Source organism: Bradyrhizobium sp. USDA3010, assembly GCF_056429065.1.
Genome location: NZ_JBWJZD010000011.1, coordinates 108,717 through 127,592 on the forward strand (window position 1 = coordinate 108,717; position 18,876 = coordinate 127,592).

Genomic DNA, 18,876 nt, shown 5'->3' on the forward strand with positions numbered 1-18,876 from the left:
AAGCTGCCTGCGCCCGCCACCGGGAGAACGGACCATGGGAATCGAGACGTCGCTGTCGCTGTCGGAAGTGAACGATCGCATCGCGATCCTCCGGGACAATATCAGGCAGCTGATCGAGCAGGCCGCAGGCGCCGCGGGCGCCGAAGTCGAGGAGCGCATCGCCGAGCGGCTCGAGCAGCAGAACGCGGAACTGGAAAGGCTCCTGAAGGCGCGCGAGGCGATGACCGGGCAGTAACCGGCCTCGGGCCGGCGGTGGGCTTCGTCTTGCCCGGCCTGCGTTCCGCCGCGCGGAAACGATCCGGCCGACGCCGCGCATACGCCCATACGCCCGGCGCAGCTTGATCTCGGCGAAGAGCTCCCGTTACTAGCTGCGTAACCAGAACATTCCGGGAGCGAACAGGACGATGGGACCACTGCGGGGTATCAAGGTCGTCGACATGACGACCGTGCTGATGGGACCCTATGCCACCCAGATGCTCGGCGACTACGGCGCCGACGTCATCAAGGTGGAATCGCCCGACGGCGACGTGACGCGGCAGATCGGTCCGACACGGCATCCCGGCATGGGACCGGTGTTCCTCAACACCAACCGCAGCAAGCGCTCGGTCTGCCTCGACCTCAAAAAGCCGGCGGGGCGCGAGGCCGTGCTGCGGCTGATCGCGCAGGCCGACGTGCTGGTCTACAATGTGCGCCCACAGGCGATGGCGCGGCTGCAACTCGGTTACGACGTCGTCGCCAAGGTCAATCCGCGGCTGATCTATGCCGGCGTGTTCGGCTTCGGCCAGGAGGGACCATACGCAGCCAAGCCCGCCTATGACGACCTGATCCAGGGCGCCACCGCGCTGCCGGCGCTGATGGCGCAGACCTCGGACGGCGTGCCGCGCTATGTACCGAATGCGCTGGTCGATCGTATCGTCGGCCTCACCGCCGTCGGCGCGATCTGCGCGAGCCTCGTGCATCGCGATCGCACGGGGCAGGGCCAGCGCGTCGACATTCCGATGTTCGAGACCATGGCCGGCTTCGTCATGGGCGACCACATGGGCGGGTTGACCTACGATCCGCCGCTCGACAAAGGCGGCTATGCGCGGCATCTGTCGCCGGACCGGCGGCCCTACAAGACGCTGGATGGCTATATCTGCGTGATCGTCTACAACGACAAGCAGTGGGAGAATTTCTTCAAGGCGACCGGCCGCGACGATCTGCGCAGCGATCCGAAATTCGCGACCTTCGCCGGCCGCGCCACCAACATCGATGTCGTCTACGCCGAGCTTGCGCGCATCCTGCAGACCAAGACCACGGCCGAGTGGAACGAGATCCTGGAGAAGGCCGATGTGCCCGTGATGCCGATGCACGATCTCGAGAGCCTGCTGGAGGACCCGCATATGGTCGCGACCGGCGTCTTCCCCGTGGTCGATCACCCGACCGAGGGCCGCATCCGCAGCATGACGCCGTCGGCGCGCTGGTCGGAGACCAAGGTGGAGCCGAGCCGGCTGGCGCCCAGGCTCGGCGAGCACAGCGCGGAGATTTTGCGCGAGGCGGGTTTCTCGACCGATGAGATCGCGGCGATGGTGCGCGACGGCGCGGCCAAAGTGGTGAAGGCATAGGAGCACGACAGATGGATTTCGCACTCTCCGCCAACCAGGAATCGATCCGCGACGCCGTCGCCAAGATCTGCACCCGCTTTGACGAGACCTACTGGCTGAAGAAGGACAAGGAAGGCGGCTATCCGGCCGACTTCCATCGCGCGCTGGCCGATGCCGGCTGGCTCGGCATCTGCATCCCCGAGGAATATGGCGGCTCCGGGCTCGGCATCACCGATGCCGCGATCATGATGCGCACGATCTCCGAATCCGGCGCTGGCATGTCCGGCGCGTCAGCGGTGCACATGAACGTGTTCGGGCTCAATCCGGTGGTGGTGTTCGGCACCAGGGAGCAGTGCCAGCGCATGCTGCCGCCGATCATCGACGGCCGCGACAAGTCCTGCTTTGCGGTGACCGAGCCCAACACCGGCCTCAACACCACGCAGCTCAAGACCCGCGCGGTGCGCCAGGGCGACAAATACATCGTCAACGGCCAGAAGGTGTGGATCTCGACCGCGCAGGTCGCCAACAAGATCCTGCTGCTCGCGCGCACCACGCCGCTGGAGGAGGTGCGCAGCCCGACCCACGGCCTCAGCCTGTTCTACACCGATTTCGACCGCAAGCGCGTCACCGTGCACGAGATCGAGAAGATGGGCCGCAAGCCCGTCGACTCCAACGAGCTGTTCTTCGAGAATTTCGAGATTCCGGTCGAGGACCGCATCGGCGAGGAAGGCCGCGGCTTCGAATACATCCTGCACGGCATGAACCCCGAGCGCATCCTGATCGCAGCCGAAGCGGTCGGCCTCGGCCAGATCGCGCTAAAGCGGGCGTCGGAATATGCCAAGGGCCGCATCGTTTTCAACCGCCCGATCGGCATGAACCAGGGGATCCAGCATCCGCTGGCGAAGTGCTGGATGGAGCTGGAGGCTGCGTGGCTGATGGTGCTACGCGCCGGCTGGCAATACGACCAGAACCTGCCCTGCGGCCCCGCCGCGAACGCGGCAAAATATCTCGCGGCGGAAGCCGGCTTTCACGCCTGCGAGCAGGCGGTGATGACCCATGGCGGCTTCGGTTATGCCAAGGAATATCATGTCGAGCGCTATTTTAGGGAATCGCTGATCCCGCGCATCGCACCGATCAGCCCGCAGCTCATCCTCAGCTTCATCGGCGAGAAGGTGCTCGGCCTTCCGAAGTCGTATTGATGGTCAGCGACAGATATTTCCATTCGTCATTCCGGGATGCGCCGCGAGGCGCAGGCCCGGAATCCATAACCACGATCGTCAGTATGGATTCCGGGCTCGCGCTACGCGCGCCCCGGAATGACGCACTTAGAGGTACGCTGACATGAGCTTCGTCACCGGCGTCGGCCTCACATCCTACGGCAAGCATGAGGGCCTGTCCTCGCTCGACCTGATGAGCAAGGCGGCCGAGCTTGCGATCTCCGATGCCGGGCTGAAGCGTGCCGACATCGACGGCATCCTGTGCGGTTACTCCACGGTTTCGCCGCACATCATGCTGGCCACCGTATTCGCCGAGCATTTCGGTATTCGTCCGTCCTATGCCCATGCCGTGCAGGTCGGCGGCGCCACGGGCCTCGCGATGACCATGCTGGCGCATCACCTCGTCGATGCCGGCGTGGCGAAGCATGTGCTGGTGGTCGGTGGCGAGAACCGGCTGACCGGCCAGAGCCGCGACGCCTCGATCCAGGCACTGGCCCAGGTTGGCCATCCCGATTACGAGGTGACACTGGGGCCGACGATCCCGGCCTATTACGGCCTGGTCGCGACGCGCTACATGCATGAGTACGGCCTCACGCAGGAAGACCTCGCCGAGTTCGCGGTGCTGATGCGCAAGCACGCGCTGATGCATCCCGGCGCGCAATTCCACGAACCGATCACGGTTGCCGACGTGATGGCCTCGAAACCAGTGGCGATGCCGCTGAAGCTGCTCGACTGCTGCCCGGTATCCGACGGCGGCGCGGCCTGCGTGATTAGCCGCGAGCCGACCGGCGAGCGGCGGGTTCGCATCCGCGGCTGCGCCCAGGCGCATACCCATCAGCACGTCACGGCCGCGCCCGCGCTGAGTGAGCTCGGCGCGGAGATCTCGATCGCGAAGGCGAAAGCGGCATCGGGTGTCGCGATATCAGATGTGCGTTACGCTGCGGTCTACGACAGTTTCACGATCACGCTGGCGATGCTGCTGGAAGATCTCGGCCTCGCCAAGCGCGGCGAGGCCGCAGCGCGGGTGCGCGCCGGCTATTTCAATCAGGATGGCGAGCTGCCGCTCAACACCCATGGCGGCCTGCTCAGCTATGGCCATTGCGGCGTCGGCGGCGCAATGGCGCATCTGGTCGAAACCCATCTGCAGATGACCGGTCGCGCCGGAAATCGCCAGGTGCGCGATGCCTCGGTCGCACTGCTGCACGGCGACGGCGGCGTGCTGTCCTCCCATGTCAGCATGTTCCTGGAGCGCGTGCGATGAGCGGACCGATCATTGACGGGACCAGGGGCGCGGAAGCCATCGTCTATCAGACCTGTAACGCCTGCGGCGCGCGGCAGTATTTCCGCCGCAGCTTCTGCGCGGCCTGCGGCTCGCCCGATCTCGCCGAGCACCGCGCGAGCGGAGCAGCGACCGTGTATGCGACGTCGCTGGTCTGTCGCGCCGCGACACCGGACACCCGGGCGCATGTGCCCTACAACATCGTGCTTGTCGATGCCGACGAGGGCTTTCGCATGATGGCGCATGGCGACAACGACCTCGCCATCGGCGACAAGGTTTTGGCGCGCTTCACGCAATTCGCGGGACGGCTGGTTCCGTATTTCGCAAGGGCAAAATGAGAGGCTGAACGAACCGGTCAGAACGCAAGACCAGGCTGAATTGGTTCGCTCTTGCCCTTCATGGTTTCAAGATACTATCGCCAATAAAAGACAAAGCTGGCGATGACGAGCATCGCCGTCACCGCCAGCATTTGCGCAAGCGCTTCCGAGGCCGCCCTCTTGGTGGCTTCCTTCATGCGTTTCCCCTAGACTGGGCGTGACTCATCGTGGCGCAAATTGCGCGAACGACGGCCAGATTTTTACTCGGAACACCCCGCGTCGAGCATTCGCTTTTGATGAGTCCCCACTCAGCGAATATCGACTGTGTCAGGGTTGTCTGGGAATGCGGCGGCAATTTGACTCGCGCGTGTTGCTCCTGCGACGGCCGGCGGATACTGTTTCGGAACCAGACAGAAACGACAGCGATCAAGGTTAGGAAATGGCCCGTATCGACTACTCCGATCCCGCGAAGGCAAGCCCGCGCACCCGCGAGATCCTCGACAAGAACCGCAACGCCAACATCTTTCGCATGATGGCGCATTCGCCAAGCTACTTTGAGCAATATTGCCGGCTAGGCGGCGCGATCCGCCACAAGGGCGAGCTCGATCCGATCGTGCGCGAGCTCGCGATCACGCGCACCGGCATTCTCTGCGAGGCGCCATACGAGATCGTCGCACACAAGCGCATCGGGAAGAATGTCGGCGTCACCGACGAGCAGAACGCCGCGCTGGAGAATTGGCAGTCCGCGAGCTGCTTCAACGAGGTGCAACGCGCGGCGCTGACCTTCACCGACGAGATCGTCAAGCTGAAGAAGCCGACGGATGCGACCTTCAAGGCGATCGCGGCGCTGCTGACGCCGGCCGCGCTGATCGAGCTGCAGCTCTCGGTCGGCTTCTACATCATGACGTCGAAATTTCTCGAGACGTTCGAGATCGACATGCAGCCGGTGACGGAAGTGGTGAGCTGAACGGCTCGCGCCGCGGAGTTCTTCGCCTCGCCCCGCCTGCGGGGAGAGGCCGGATCGCATGAAATGCGATCCGGGTGAGGGGGAGTCTCCGCGAGTCCGACTCGAAGTCATTTTGCTGAAGCAGCCCCTCACCCCAGCCCTCTCCCCGTAAGAACGGGGAGAGGGTGAATTATGCACCTACCCCGATGTCAGCAGATTGACCTTCGCATTCGCCACGATCAGCCGGTCGGCGAGGATTTGCGCGAGGTTGCGCATGATCCGTTCGCCGGCGCGTGGGTGCTGCTCGCGGAAGCGCTCGAAATCCCTGATCTCCACCTCGTAGGCGGTAGCCGACATGTCGGCGAGCACGTCCGCCGAGCGCTTGGGCTCCAATAGCGCCATCTCGCCGAACGCCATGCCGGCGGTCAGCGTCGCGAGCCGGATGCCGTCGGGCAGGGTGACGTGGACCACGCCGCTGCGCAAAAAGAACAGCGACGTCGCCTCACTGCCCGCGGCAACGATCTTCTCGTTGGGCTGGTAGGTCCTGACCGCGCAGAGCGTGGTGAGATCGGCGATCTCAGCCTCACTCAATCCCGCGAGCAGCGGCTGCTCGGACAGCTCTGTGGTCTCGAGGAAGTCGATCGAGCCGCCATAGCGGTAGACGATCTGGTCCTCGGCCCATTCGATCGCGGTGTCGAGCAGATAGAAATCCCTGATGTTGCCGAGCCGGTTGGTCCACTCGCTGATCGTGGTCCATTCACGCGAGGTTCGCTTGATGCCGGAGAGGATCACGGTGACGCCAAGCTCGGCGAGTTCCTGGAAGGCTTCCGCCACCAGCCGGGCACCCGCGCGGGTGGTCGCGGTGACGCGGCGCAGGTCAAAGATCACGAATTCCGGTCGCGGGCTGCCGGCGAGGCGGCGCGAGACATAGTCGACATTGGAGAGCGACAGCGTGCCGACCAGCTCGATCACGCGCACCTCCTGGAAGTGCCTTGCCAGGATCTCCTGCTCCTGCGGCCGCCGCACCCGCCGCGACGGGTTCTTGCCGATGTTGTAGTCGGCGATGATGCTGTGGCGGGCGTCATCGCTGCGGTTCAGCATGTGCAGGTCGTAATGCGCCGACAACGCCTCGCAGACCTTGATGCCGCGCACGCTGTTGCCGTGCTTGTCGAGCTTTGGCGAGTAGCTGCCGAGCCCGAGCCGGGCCGGCAGCGCCGCCAAAATGCCGCCGCCGACGCCGCTCTTGGCGGGGATGCCGACGCGGTAGATCCATTCGCCGGCGTAGTCGTACATGCCCGACGAGGTCATCACCGACAATGTGCGCGCGATCGCGTAGGGCGTCACCACCTGCTCGCCGGTCAGCGGATTGATGCCGCGGTTGGCCAGCGTCGCCGCCATCACGGCGGTGTCGCGCGCGGTGACGAGGATGGCGCATTGCCGGAAATAGACGTCGAGCACCGCGGGCACGTTTTCTGTGATCACGCTGTTGGTGCGCAAGAGATAGCCGATCGCCCGGTTGCGGTCGCCGGTGGCGCTCTCCGAGGCGTAGACCGCCTCGTCGACGTCGAGCTCGCGGCCGGCGAAGCGGCCGAGCGCCTGGCGGATATAGTCGAACGCGCCGTCGCCCTTGTCGGCATGGAGCAGCCCGGAGCAGGCGATCGCGCCGGCATTGACCATCGCATTGAACGGGTGGTTCTGGGCATTGAGCCGGATCGAATTGAAGGGGTCGCCGGACGGCTCGACGCCGATCACGCTCTCCACCCGTTCGGCGCCCAGCGTGTCCAGCGCTAAGGCGAACACGAACGGTTTTGACATCGACTGGATGGTGAAGGGCACCCTGGTGTCGCCGACCTCATAGACATGGCCGTCGAGCGTCGCGAGGCTGATGCCAAAATGGGCAGGGTCGGCCTTGCCGAGCTCGGGGATGTAGTCGGCCACCGCGCCGCCGGCTTCCGGCAGGAAGTCTGCGTAACAAGCGTGCAGAAACCGCAGCAGCGGCGGCTTCGAGCTGGACCAGGCCGTGGTGGTGGCGGTGACGGGAGGAGGCGATCGTTTCATCGCCTTCTGTTGTGCAACGCAATCAGGACGCGCGCAACTGAGCGCGCACCGACGTCAGGCGTGAGGCGACCGGTCCGGATCGGACGCCATTCGACCGCTGTGGTCTCCGAACCGATGATCACAAAGCGAGCGATTGCTCGGTGTTTGTTTCGTTATGCGAAACGTTTCGCTCGGAAATGTTTCGCAAGCAAAGCACCGTCCGACGCAGCGCTGCTCCAGAGAAGTGGCCGTCCGAGAACGAGGCACGTGGGAATTTGGTCCGCGGGGGCGGCCGGACGGTCCGCGGTCAGGTCTCGACGATCGCGACGGCCTGACCTTCGGCAATGACCTCGTCAATCCTGACCAGAATCGACTTGATTTTGCCTGCCGTCGTCGACGTGACCGGTATTTCCATCTTCATCGCTTCGACGAACGCGATCTCGTCGCCATCGCCGATATTGCTGCCGGCCTCAACAGGAAGCGCGCAAACGCGCCCGGCAACTTCGGTCACAACCTTGATCTCTGGCATTCCACTCTCCGATACCGTCTTGCGGAAATTTCATCCGGCGAACGGCTTTTTGTTGTGGCGGCAGATTGCCTGAGGTAGCTTCTTCTGCAAGTGGAATTTTATTCCGTGGGACGGAACGGAGCCAAACAAAATGGGAAGGCGCTCGGAGAGGCTAAGCAGGCAGGGAATGCTCGCCAGCGAGACAGGCGATGGCGATGTCATCCAGGTGGTGTCGCGCGCCTTCGACGTGTTGCGGTGCTTCGAGGGACACGAAGCGCGGCTAGGCAATCTCGAAATCTCGAACCGCTGCGGCCTGCCGCGTTCGACGGTGTCGCGCTTGACGCACACGCTGACGCGGATGGGACAGCTCGTCTATCTGCCGCGCGATCAGAAATATCGCATCGGCCCGAGCGCGGTCGCGATGAGCACGTCGATGATGAAGGGGCTGCAGCTGCGCAACCTGATCCGGCTGCGCTTGCAGGATGTCGCAGACCAGTTGCCCGGCACCGTGGGCTTCGTGATCCCCGACCGTTTTCATCTGGTCTATCTGGAGTTCGCACGCGCGGCGAACGCTCTCGGCCTGCATGAAGCCACCGGCAGCCGCATCTCGATGGCGACCACCGCTGCCGGCCACGCCTATACCGCAGCGCTCGATCCTGCGATCGGTGATGCGCTGATATCAGAGATGGAAGGCGAATTGCCGGACAGCGCCAAGATGCTGACGCCGCGCATCGCGGCCAATCGCCGTCATTTGCAGGAGCACGGCTACGTCGTCGCCTGCGGCCTGTGGAGCCCGCACATCAACGGCGTCGCGGTGCCGCTGTGGTCACCGCAATACCAGACCTATGTGGTCACCACGATCGGCCTGCTCTCGGCGATGTATGACGAGCAGCGGCTGCATCGCGAGGTCGCGCCGCTGATGGTCAACCTCGCCGCCGCGGTCGGCAGCCTGCTCGAAGGCGCCGACGGCGACATCTTCAGCAATCGGATCGAACGCAAGTCGCTTCCGGTGGCCGCCCATAACAACAACAAAATCATCAAGACGGAGGCAATGAATGAACTGGAAGCCGGAACTCGACGACCTCGCCCGGCGCGAAGCGTTCGCGCGGGAGATGGGAGGCGTTGACAAGGTCAAGCGGCAACGCGACCAGGGCCGGCTCACGGTTCGTGAGCGCATCGACAAGCTCGTCGACCAGAACAGCTTTCACGAGGTCGGTGCCATCTCCGGCATCGCCGAATACGACGAGAGCAACGAACTCAAGCATCTGACGCCGGCGAACTGCGTGTTCGGCCGCGCCCGGGTCGACGGCCGCACTGTGGTCGTGGTCGGCGACGATTTCACCGTGCGCGGCGGCTCGGCCGATGCATCGATTTCCGCCAAGCCGCTGATGGCGGAGGAGATGGCGCACGACTTCCGCCTGCCGATCATTCGGGTGATCGAGGGCTCCGGCGGTGGCGGCTCGGTGAAGACGATCGAGACCAGGGGTGCGGCCAATCTGCCCGGCGGTGTCGGCGGCACGCGCTGGTACTGGTACACGACCGCCAATCTGGCACGCGTGCCGGTGGTCGGGCTCGGGCTCGGCTCGGTGGCGGGCCTCGGTGCCGCCCGGCTGGCGGCCACGCATTACTCGGTGATGACCAAGAGCTCCGCGATGTTCGTCGCCGGTCCGCCGGTGGTGAAGCGCCTGGGTCAGGATCTGACCAAGCAGGAGCTCGGCGGCGCCGACATCCAGACTCGCGCCGGAGCGATCGATCAGGCCGTCGAGACCGAAGAGGAGGCGTTCGACTACGCCAGACGCTTCCTGTCCTATCTGCCGGCGTCGGTCTACGATCTGCCGCCGACCATTCCCTGCACCGACGATCCGGAACGTGCCGAGGAATCGCTGCTGAAGGCCGTGCCGCGCAATCGCAAGCAAGTCTACAAGATGCGGCCGATCATCGATGCGGTCGTCGACAAGGGCTCGTTCTTCGAGGTCGCCAGCAATTTCGGCCGGCCTGTGATCACCGGGTTGGCGCGGATCGAAGGCAGGGCGGTGCTGCTGCTCGCCAGCGATCCCTTCCACTATGGCGGCTCCTGGACCGCGGACGCCTGCCAAAAGGTGATCCGCTGGGTCGACTTCGCCGAGACCTTCCATCTGCCGGTGGTTTACCTGATGGACTGTCCGGGCTTCATGATCGGGCTCGAGGCGGAGAAGTCGGCGACCATCCGCCACGGCGTGCGGGCGATGGCGGCGGTCAACCAGAGCACCGTGCCGTGGTGCACGATCATCATCCGCAACGCGTTCGGCGTCGCCGGTGTGGTGCATCAGCCGGCCAACCGGTTCTCGATGCGCTATGCCTGGCCGTCGGCCTATTGGGGCTCGCTGCCGCTCGAGGGCGGCATCGAGGCCGCCTATCGCGCCGAGATCGACGCGGCCGCCGATCCCGCGGCCAAGCTGCGCGAGATCGAGGACCGTCTCAACAAGCTGCGTTCGCCGTTCCGCTCGGCCGAGAAGTTCTGGGTCGAGGAGGTGATCGATCCGCGCAAGACGCGCTCGCTGCTCTGCGAGTTCGCGCGTCTCGCCGAGCCGATCCGCAAGGCCGGCCCGCCGAGCAACATGTCGACGCGGCCGTAAGGCCGTCGCCGCGAACCCAACGTGTCATGCGTGGGCTCGACCCGCGCATCCATCGTCCGCAGCAGCGGACGAGTGAGTCATTCGGAGCGGGATGGATTGCCGGGTCGAGCCCGGCAATGACGACCTCATCTACTCGGGTTCGCGATGCACGTCATGGATCACGATGCCCATGCCGTTCTCGGGCATCTTGATCCATTCGCGCCGCTTCAGCGAGCGCTTGGTGTCCTCGTGTCCGCTCGCCCAATGCTCGCGCATCGAGGTGCCGGAAAATTCGTGGTCCTTGGCGTCGCCCTCATAGGCCTTCTGCTGATAGATCAGCTGCAGCAGCGTGATCCCCGGCAGCCGCGCGTTCGCCTTCTTGAGCTGACGCTCGTCTTCCGACAGATGGTCATCGGGAATCTTTGACAGCGCGTTGTGCAGGGCGGTGCGCAGATTGTAGGTCTTGCGGTAGACGTCGGTGTTGTAGCGGGTGCGCGACGAATACATGATGTCCTTGTGGCGGGCCATCACGTCCTGACGCTGCCGTTCGGCCGCGTCGTGCATGACTACAACAAGGAAGTCGCAGAGGCGGCGGCACCGACCGGTCTCGCCGCGGCGTAGCACGCGGCGAGGCTCGATCAGGCCGCGACCGGTTTCGCCTCCGGCGCGACCTTGGGCTGCGGCCGCGAGATCGCCAGCACGCTCAGCGCGGCGATCACGCAGAGCGCGCCGGCGATGAAGAAGGCCGGCAGATAGCTCGCATAGAGCGTGCGCGACAGCCCGGCGCCGAACGCGGCGGCGCCGGCGCCGAGCTGGTGGCCGGCAAAGATCCAGCCGAACACCAGATTGGCGCGCTCGGCGCCGAAGCGCTGCGCGGTCAGGCGCACCGTCGGCGGCACGGTCGCGATCCAGTCGAGCCCATAGAACATCGCAAACAGCGACAGCCCGTAGAAGGTGAAGTCGGAGTACGGCAGATACAGCAGCGACAGCCCGCGCAGGCCGTAATACCAGAACAGCAGCCGGCGATTGTCGAAGCGGTCCGACAGCCAGCCCGAGATGATGGTGCCGAAGAAATCGAAGATGCCCATCGCGGCGAGCAGGCTCGCGGCCTGCACCTGCGGAATGCCGTAGTCGAGGCACATCGGGATCAGGTGCACCTGGACGAGGCCGTTGGTCGAGGCGCCGCAGACGAAGAAGGTCGCGAACAGGATCCAGAACACCGACGACTTCGAGGAATCGCGCAGCGTGCCGAGCGCGGCCGCCATGATCGGCGCATTGGCCGGCGGCGGCGCGGGGAGGGGCGCGGTGCCCTCGTCGCCGAACGGGCGCAGGCCGACGTCGCTCGGCCGGTCGCGCATCACCATCAGCACGGCAAAGGCGGCGACGCCGAGCATGACGCAGACGAGGCCAAGCGCGACACGCCAGCCGTAATGCTCGGTGATGGTCGCGAGCAGCGGCAGGAAGGCGAGCTGCCCGGTCGCGACGCTCGCAGTGAGCATACCGATCACGAGGCCGCGTCGCGCCACGAACCAGCGCGTCGCAATCGTCGCGCCGAGCACGAGCGCGGTCATGCCGGTGCCGATCCCGATCACGACGCCCCACAACAGGATGAGCTGCCAGACCTGCGTCATGGCGAGCGAGGCCAACAGTCCAAAGACCACGATCAATTGCGCCGCCAGCGTCACGTTGCGCAGGCCATAGCGGTTCATCAGCGCCGCGGCGAACGGCGCCATCAGCCCGAACAGGATGAAGCGGATCGACAGCGCGGAGGAGATTTCCGCGGTGGACCAGCCGAATTCCTTCTGCAGCGGAACGATGAAGACGCCGGGTGCTCCGACGGTGCCGGCCGAGATCAGCGCGGCCAGGAAGGTCACGGCGACCATCACCCAGCCGTAATGGATGTTGCGGCGGGCGAGGGCGGAAGCAAGCCAGTTCGAGATCATTGGGCCCCGGATGAAAAGCGATGAGGATCTTATTCGTGATGCGCAATATGGCACGAGGGAGCCATGTCTAAAATGACATTGTTCCCTCGTTTTCGGACTCGGCCGTGGAGCCGTCTTGAACTAGTGCGTGACCCGCTCGACCGCGATCGCGGTGGCTTCGCCGCCGCCGATGCACAAAGCGGCAACGCCGCGCTTCAGGTTCTGCGCCTCCAGCGCGTGCAGCAAGGTCACGATCAGCCGCGCGCCGGTGGCGCCGATCGGATGGCCGAGCGCACAGGCGCCGCCATTGATGTTCAGCCGGTCACGCGGAATGCCGAGATCGCGCTGCGCCGCCATCGCGACCACGGCGAACGCCTCGTTGATCTCGAACAGGTCGACATCGCCGACGCTCCAGCCGACCTTGTCGAGCAGCTTTCTGATCGCCGGGATCGGCGCGGTGGTGAACCATTGCGGCTCCTGGCTGTGGGTGGCGTGGCCCTTGATTTCGGCCAGAACAGGCAGGCCGTCGCGGTCGGCGAGCGAGCGCCGCGCCAGGATCAGCGCCGCGGCGCCGTCGGCATTGGCCGAGGAGGCGGCCGGCGTGATTGTGCCATTGGCGCGGAATGCCGGCTTCAGGCCGGGGATCTTTGCCGGATCGACCTTCAGCGGGTGCTCGTCATTGGCGATGACGCGCGGGCCGGCCTTCTCGGTAAGCGTGATTGGTGCGATCTCAGCCTTGAAGGCACCGCCCTCGACCGCCTTGCGGGCGCGGCTCAGCGTCTCCATCGCGAAAGCGTCCTGGTCGGCGCGGGTGAACTGATAGGCCTCCGCGGTGGCCTCGCCGAAATCGCCCATCGAGCGGCCGGTCTCGTAGGCGTCCTCGAGCCCGTCCATCATCATGTGGTCGATGATGCGGTCATGGCCGGCGCGGTAGCCGCCGCGGGCCTTCTGCAGCAGATAGGGCGCGTTGCTCATGCTCTCCATGCCGCCGGACAGCACGATCTCGGCCGAGCCGGCCTTGATGATGTCGTGGGCCAGCATGGTCGCCTTCATGCCGGAGCCGCAGACCTTGTTGACGGTGGTGGCGCCGGTGGCGTCCGGCAGCCCGGCGCCGCGCGCGGCCTGGCGGGCCGGGGCCTGGCCCTGGCCGGCGGGCAGCACGTTACCCATGAACACCTCGTCGATCCGCTCGGGCGCGAGCTTGGCGCGCTCCAGCGCCGCGCCGATCACATGCGCGCCGAGCTTGTGGGCCGCGAGCGGCGTGAGTTCGCCCATGAAGCGGCCGAGCGGGGTGCGGGCGGCGGAGAGGATGACGACGGGATCGGCGCTGGTTGCCATGGCAGGATTCCCTTCAATGCCGGGGATTTGATTGAATTATTCTCATCATATGATGCGATGCAAAAAATGCAACTCCACGTCCTATGACAAAATGTCGTGTTCGCATGAGTTGGAGGGGCCGGGATAGTTCCGCAATCACCACCGTCGTCCCGGCGAAAGCCGGGACCCATAGCCACCGCACTTGATGACGAACGGGATTGTGGCCCCAGCGTCGCGCAGCAAATCCCATTTGGGGTAATGGGTCCTGGCTTTCGCCAGGACGACGATGAGGATGAGGCGCAAGTCAAGATATCAAGCAGCGCGGTGTCATCACCCGCGCATGCCGGTGATCCAGTAGTCCAGAGGCGTCTGTGCGTGAGCCGAGAGGCCGCGGCGTACTGGATCGCCCGGTCGAGCCGGGCGATGACAGTTGAAGATGAGGACGCAACTTCGCATTCTCGCGACATGATTTGTCCGAGCTTTGCTTGTCATTCCGCCGCTCTGAGGACAGAGGGCGCAGGGAAAGCCGGGTGCCGATCGCACCCACGGGCCCCGAGCAAAAGGTAGAAAGCTCGGGGGTAGGACCACAGGTGTAACCGGAGACTCCGGCTTTCCCTGCGCGATGGGTTACGGCTTACTTCGTGCTCTCCCCGGCGAGACTGGGCTTGCTTGTCACCGTCTTCGTAACACGCGTTTTGCATCTTGCGAGGAGACACCGGCCGCTAGGGCGTCAGGACCACACGACTTCACCGTCCGCTTCGCGTGCCTTCGTCAGTCGCACGCTCAGCGTCCACCGCATCCCACGCCGCGTTCGTGACGACCGCGAAGCGCCCCTCGATCGGGTGAGACGGGCAAACCATACACCGAGTTGATTTTCGGATAAAGCGAAATATTTTTGCGGCGCGGGCTTGCGCCGGTGGGCAACTCAGTGATTGAGAATTTCTCCGCGGGGGCCGGCGCGTCCGGGCTTGCCCACGATGTGGCCTATTCCGACCGCCACGCGCCGAGCAAGAACCGTCGCTTCGGTGCGGCGCCTGCCTGCTTCTGCACGTCGGGCAGGTCGACGGCGTAGCGCTTCATCAGCAGCTTGATTGCGATCCCGATGATCACAAAGGGTGTCACGTAGATTGCGAAAACTTCGAAGGCGTTCATGGCGTCCTCCGCGGTCTCGGAGCAGGCATGCTAGCACAATCGCCGGGCGGAGGGGCGGCCGATCCGCAGCGTGCTCCCGGCCGAAACCAGGCGGGCAGTGCAACACGCTGCCGCTGATGCCGTCGCGCATGGCCGCATGCGGCGGCTTCGATTGACACCGGCAGGCTCGGCGCTACGCTCGCGGAAACAGGCGTTTTCCAGAGAGAATCAACGACCGCGATCAAGATCCGGAAGCAAGACCCAGAATCAAGACCCAGAAAAACCAAGAAAAAGGGCAGGACACGCCGTGACACGCGTCATCGCGTCTTGAGCGGGACCACGCGGACTTCCGCGCTCGCGCCATTTCGCATCCGCAGCTATCGCTTTCAATGGCCATCCGATCTGCTCACCTCCTGGGCGTTCGAGGTCGAGACGCTGGTGCTCGGCTGGTACATCATGGTCGAGACCGGCTCGGTGCTGCTGCTGACCGTGATGGCCTCGCTGCAATATGTCGGCACGCTGGTCGCGCCTGTGGTCGGCATGATCGGCGACCGCATGGGGCATCGCGATCTGCTCGCCGTGATGCGCTTTGCCTATACCGCGCTCGCCGGGACCATCATGATTCTGGCGCTATCCGGCCATCTGGCGCCGCTGAAGGTCATGATCATCGTCGCGCTGATGGGCGTGATCCGCCCGTCGGACCTCGGCGTCCGCGGCGCGCTGCTCGCCGACATCATGCCGCCGGCGCAGCTGGTCGGCGCCATCAGCCTGGCGCGCACGACGCAGGACTCGGCACGCATCGCCGGTGCACTGACCGGCGCGGGATTGTTCGCGGCGCTCGGCATCGGCTATGTCTATGTCGGGATCGCGAGCTTCTATTTCGTTGCCGCGATCCTGATGCTCTGCATGGGCCGTCCGGCGCAAGCGCACGGCGCAGCCGATCTCGCGGCGGGCGATGTGCCGGGCTCAAAGCTACTGCGCGACCTCAAGGAGGGCATCGTCTATGCCTGGAGCGGCACGGGCATGCGCGCCGCGCTCTGCGTCGCGTTCCTGGCCAACCTCACCGCGTTTCCGCTCACCAACGGCCTGCTGCCTTACGTCGCGCGCGACATCTTCCATACCGACCAGACCGGGCTCGGCTATCTCTCTGCGAGTTTTGCGGTGGGCTCGCTGATCGGCTCGATCACGCTCAGCATGGCCGGCGGCGTGCGCATCGCGCGGCTCTTGATCGGCGCGACGCTCGCCTGGTACGCGATGCTCCTGGTGTTCGTCGAGCTCAGGACCATGCCGGTGGCGATGGCCTGCTTGCTGCTGGCCGGGATCGCGCAGAGCATGTCGATGATCTCCGCCGCCGTGATGCTGATGCGCAATGCCAGCGCTCATCTGCGCGGCCGCGTGATGGGCGTGCGCATGATGGTGATCTACGGCCTGCCACTCGGCCTGCTCGCGGCCGGCAGCCTGATCGACCTGATCGGCTACACCGCGACCGGCACGCTGCTTGCGGCGGCAGGCTTCGTCGCGATGCTCGCGATCGCGCTGCACTGGCGCGCCGATCTGTGGCCGGTGCATGCGCCGGCCAATGCAAGGTGAGGAGTACGCACAGCCCCGATTTCGCTGGGAAGCCCGGATGAACGCAGCGATATCCGGGGCGAATGGTCTCGCATGTCGTTGCGATCATGCGGGCTACGAAGGCCGCTGCGCGGCCTGGCTCGCGCGACGGATGTGCACCGGCACCGACTTGTACGACGGCGTGCCGCTCTCCTTGTCCTGATAGTCGAGCGGCACGAGGCCATTGGCTTCCGGATAGTAGGCGGCGACCGAGCCGCGGGCGATGTCGTAGACGATCGCGGTCAGGGTGAGGCGGCGCGGCGCGCCCGAGGGCAGCGCGGTCTCGATCTCGACGAGATCGCCATGGGCGAGGCCGCGCGCGGTGAGGTCCGCCTCGTTCGCGAACAGCACGTCGCGCCGCCCGAACACGCCGCGATAGCGGTCGTTCAATCCGTAGATGGTGGTATTGTACTGATCGTGGCTGCGGATGGTGGCGAGCTTGAGGATGGTCTCGTCCGACAAGACCGGATCCTCTTCGAGGCCGTCGAAGATCAGGAATTCGGCCTTGCCCGATGGCGTGGTCCATTTGCGCTCGGTCGGCGGCAGCGGCAGGCGGAAGCCGCCGGGAATCCGGATCCGCGCGTTGTAATCCTTGAAGTCGGGGAAGACGCCCTCGATGGCGTCGCGGATGCGGTCGTAGTCGGCGATTAGCTCCAGCCACGGCACCTTGCTCGAAGGCAGGGTCGCCATCGCCATGCCCGCAATGATCGCCGATTCCGAAAGCAGGTTTTCGGAGGCCGGGGTCAGCTTGCCGCGCGAGGCGTGAACCATCGACATCGAGTCCTCGACGGTGACGACCTGCGGCCCGGAGGCCTGGATGTCGCGCTCGGTGCGCCCAAGCACCGGCAGGATGATCGACTGCTTGCCGACCAGGAGATGTGAGCGGTTGAGCTTGGTGCCGAGATGCACGGCAAGCTCGAGCTTGCGCATGCCGGCCGCGCAACGCTCGGGATCGGGCAGCGCGATGGCGAAATTGCCGCCGAGACAGATCAGGACCTTGGACCGGCCGTCGTCGATCGCCTCCATCGCGGCGACCGCGTCATGGCCGTGATGGCGCGGCGGCTTGAAGCCGAAGGTGCGCTCGATGCCCTCGAACATCGGGATGTTGGGTTTCTCGGTGATGCCGACGGTGCGGTTGCCCTGCACGTTGGAGTGGCCGCGCAGCGGGCAGATGCCGGCGCCCGGCTTGCCGTAATTGCCCTTCAACAGCAGCAGGTTTGCGATCTGCTGGACATTATCGGTGCCGCGGCTGTGCTGGGTGATGCCCATGCCGTAGGTGACGATGGTGGCATTGGATTTCGCATAGGCGGCGGCGACCTCGCCGAGCTGTGCGCGCGTGAAACCGGAGACGGTCTCGATCGCCTCCCACGCCGTGGCACGCAGGTCGGCGGCGAACGCCGCAAAGCCGTTGGTGTGCTCGGTGATGAAGGCGTGGTCGAGCACGTCGTGCGTCGCGTCATCTTTCTCGATCAGCGCCTTCATGACGCCTTTCAGCACCGCGGCGTCGGCGCCGACCTTGGGCTGGTAGTAGGTCGAGGCGATCCGCGTCGAGCCAAGGGTCGCCATCTCGATCGGGTCTTGCGGATCGGCAAAGCGCTCCAGCGCGCGTTCGCGCAACGGATTGAACACGATGATCGGCACCCCGCGGCGCGAGACCTCCCACAGCGTGCCCATCATGCGCGGATGGTTGGTGCCGGGGTTGTGGCCCATCGCGATGATCAGCTCGCAATGGTCGAAATCGTCCAGCGACACCGTGCCCTTGCCGATGCCGATCGATTGCGGCAGCCCGACGCTGGTCGCCTCGTGGCACATGTTCGAGCAGTCGGGGAAATTGTTGCTGCCATATTCGCGCGCGAAGATCTGGAACAGGAACGCGGCCTCGTTCGAGGCGCGGCCGGAGGTGTAGAATTCGGCCATGTTGGGATCGGGCAGGCTGCGCAGGCTCTCGCCGATCCGCGCGAAGGCGTCGTCCCAGGCGATCGGCTGGTAGGTGTCGCTGGCGGCGTCATAGGCGAGGGGCTCGGTCAGCCGGCCCTCGTTCTCGAGATGGAAGTCGCTCCAGGTCAGCAGCTCGGTGACGGTATGGTCGGCGAAAAATTGAGGCGTCACGCGCTTGCTGGTCGCCTCCCAGGTCACGGCCTTGGCGCCGTTCTCGCAGAACTGGAAGGTGGAAGTGTGCTCCTTGTCCGGCCAGGCGCAGCCCGGACAATCGAATCCGTCGGGCTTGTTGGTGCGGAGCAGCGTGATCGGTGCCTCGACCAGATCCATCTGGTCGCGCACTGCGATCGCAGTGGCCTTGAGGGCGCCCCAGCCGCCAGCCGGAGCATCATAGGGTCGGATACCGGGAACGTTGCGCTTTTGGACCATATGTCCTCCTGCAGCTCTTGAGTTGTGACCCCGTGCGTCTGTCCCGAAAG

General features: G+C 65.2%; 16 protein-coding genes. 9 read left to right on the forward strand and 7 right to left on the reverse strand.

All coding sequences use genetic code 11. The features are described from left to right. Positions 1–34: 34 nt before the first annotated feature. From AC066Y_RS18965 to AC066Y_RS18990, 6 genes are all read left to right on the forward strand, one after another. Complete coding sequence (locus AC066Y_RS18965) at positions 35–235, forward strand: hypothetical protein (RefSeq protein WP_050404710.1); 201 nt, start codon at positions 35–37, stop codon at positions 233–235. Positions 236–404: 169 nt separating this feature from the next. After that, the gene (locus tag AC066Y_RS18970) at positions 405–1,604 is read left to right on the forward strand and encodes a CaiB/BaiF CoA transferase family protein (protein WP_478275207.1); all 1,200 of its coding nucleotides are present in this window, start codon (positions 405–407) and stop codon (positions 1,602–1,604) included. A gap of 11 nt (positions 1,605–1,615) precedes the next feature. Next, positions 1,616–2,782 (forward strand): acyl-CoA dehydrogenase family protein, encoded by a 1,167-nt coding sequence (locus AC066Y_RS18975; protein WP_478275208.1) that lies wholly within the window; start codon positions 1,616–1,618, stop codon positions 2,780–2,782. Between the two features lie 142 nt (positions 2,783–2,924). Continuing rightward, positions 2,925–4,061 (forward strand): thiolase family protein, encoded by a 1,137-nt coding sequence (locus tag AC066Y_RS18980; RefSeq protein WP_478275209.1) that lies wholly within the window; start codon positions 2,925–2,927, stop codon positions 4,059–4,061. After that, complete coding sequence (locus AC066Y_RS18985; protein WP_478275210.1) at positions 4,058–4,417, forward strand: Zn-ribbon domain-containing OB-fold protein; 360 nt, start codon at positions 4,058–4,060, stop codon at positions 4,415–4,417. Before AC066Y_RS18980 ends, AC066Y_RS18985 begins: the two co-directional genes overlap by 4 nt. 418 nt (positions 4,418–4,835) lie before the next feature. Continuing rightward, positions 4,836–5,363, forward strand: coding sequence for a carboxymuconolactone decarboxylase family protein (locus tag AC066Y_RS18990; protein ID WP_342722529.1), 528 nt, complete (start codon positions 4,836–4,838; stop codon positions 5,361–5,363). 177 nt (positions 5,364–5,540) lie between these two features. Here AC066Y_RS18990 and glsA read toward each other — a convergent pair whose 3' ends face one another. Then, a complete protein-coding gene (glsA, locus tag AC066Y_RS18995) occupies positions 5,541–7,400 on the reverse strand; it encodes a glutaminase A (protein ID WP_478275211.1) in 1,860 nt (619 codons plus the stop codon). Between the two features lie 286 nt (positions 7,401–7,686). Further along, positions 7,687–7,908 (reverse strand): acyl-CoA carboxylase biotin carboxyl carrier protein subunit, encoded by a 222-nt coding sequence (locus AC066Y_RS19000; protein ID WP_478275212.1) that lies wholly within the window; start codon positions 7,906–7,908, stop codon positions 7,687–7,689. Between the two features lie 130 nt (positions 7,909–8,038). Between AC066Y_RS19000 and AC066Y_RS19005 the strand changes: the two genes are divergently transcribed. Both AC066Y_RS19005 and AC066Y_RS19010 read left to right on the forward strand, forming a co-directional pair. Continuing rightward, complete coding sequence (locus AC066Y_RS19005) at positions 8,039–9,013, forward strand: IclR family transcriptional regulator (RefSeq protein WP_478275213.1); 975 nt, start codon at positions 8,039–8,041, stop codon at positions 9,011–9,013. After that, positions 8,943–10,502, forward strand: a complete 1,560-nt coding sequence (locus AC066Y_RS19010) for an acyl-CoA carboxylase subunit beta (RefSeq protein WP_478275214.1) — start codon at positions 8,943–8,945, stop codon at positions 10,500–10,502. The genes AC066Y_RS19005 and AC066Y_RS19010 overlap by 71 nt, the downstream gene beginning before the upstream one ends. Before the next feature lie 129 nt (positions 10,503–10,631). Here the strand turns inward: AC066Y_RS19010 and AC066Y_RS19015 are convergent, their stop codons facing one another. The 4 genes from AC066Y_RS19015 to AC066Y_RS19030 form a co-directional block, all read right to left on the reverse strand. Further along, positions 10,632–11,009 (reverse strand): DUF3734 domain-containing protein, encoded by a 378-nt coding sequence (locus AC066Y_RS19015; RefSeq protein WP_478275215.1) that lies wholly within the window; start codon positions 11,007–11,009, stop codon positions 10,632–10,634. A 110-nt stretch (positions 11,010–11,119) separates the two neighbouring features. Beyond that, on the reverse strand, positions 11,120–12,424 hold the full coding sequence (locus AC066Y_RS19020; RefSeq protein ID WP_478275216.1) for an MFS transporter: 1,305 nt from the start codon (positions 12,422–12,424) through the stop codon (positions 11,120–11,122). Between the two features lie 120 nt (positions 12,425–12,544). Further along, complete coding sequence (locus AC066Y_RS19025; RefSeq protein ID WP_478275217.1) at positions 12,545–13,741, reverse strand: acetyl-CoA C-acyltransferase; 1,197 nt, start codon at positions 13,739–13,741, stop codon at positions 12,545–12,547. Between the two features lie 963 nt (positions 13,742–14,704). Then, the gene (locus tag AC066Y_RS19030; RefSeq protein ID WP_478275218.1) at positions 14,705–14,872 is read right to left on the reverse strand and encodes a hypothetical protein; all 168 of its coding nucleotides are present in this window, start codon (positions 14,870–14,872) and stop codon (positions 14,705–14,707) included. Positions 14,873–15,178: 306 nt separating this feature from the next. On the opposite strand from AC066Y_RS19030, the gene AC066Y_RS19035 reads away from it, so the two are divergent. Continuing rightward, positions 15,179–16,441 (forward strand): MFS transporter, encoded by a 1,263-nt coding sequence (locus AC066Y_RS19035; protein ID WP_478275219.1) that lies wholly within the window; start codon positions 15,179–15,181, stop codon positions 16,439–16,441. Between the two features lie 93 nt (positions 16,442–16,534). Here the strand turns inward: AC066Y_RS19035 and AC066Y_RS19040 are convergent, their stop codons facing one another. After that, the gene (locus AC066Y_RS19040; protein ID WP_478275220.1) at positions 16,535–18,826 is read right to left on the reverse strand and encodes an FdhF/YdeP family oxidoreductase; all 2,292 of its coding nucleotides are present in this window, start codon (positions 18,824–18,826) and stop codon (positions 16,535–16,537) included. Positions 18,827–18,876: the final 50 nt, after the last annotated feature.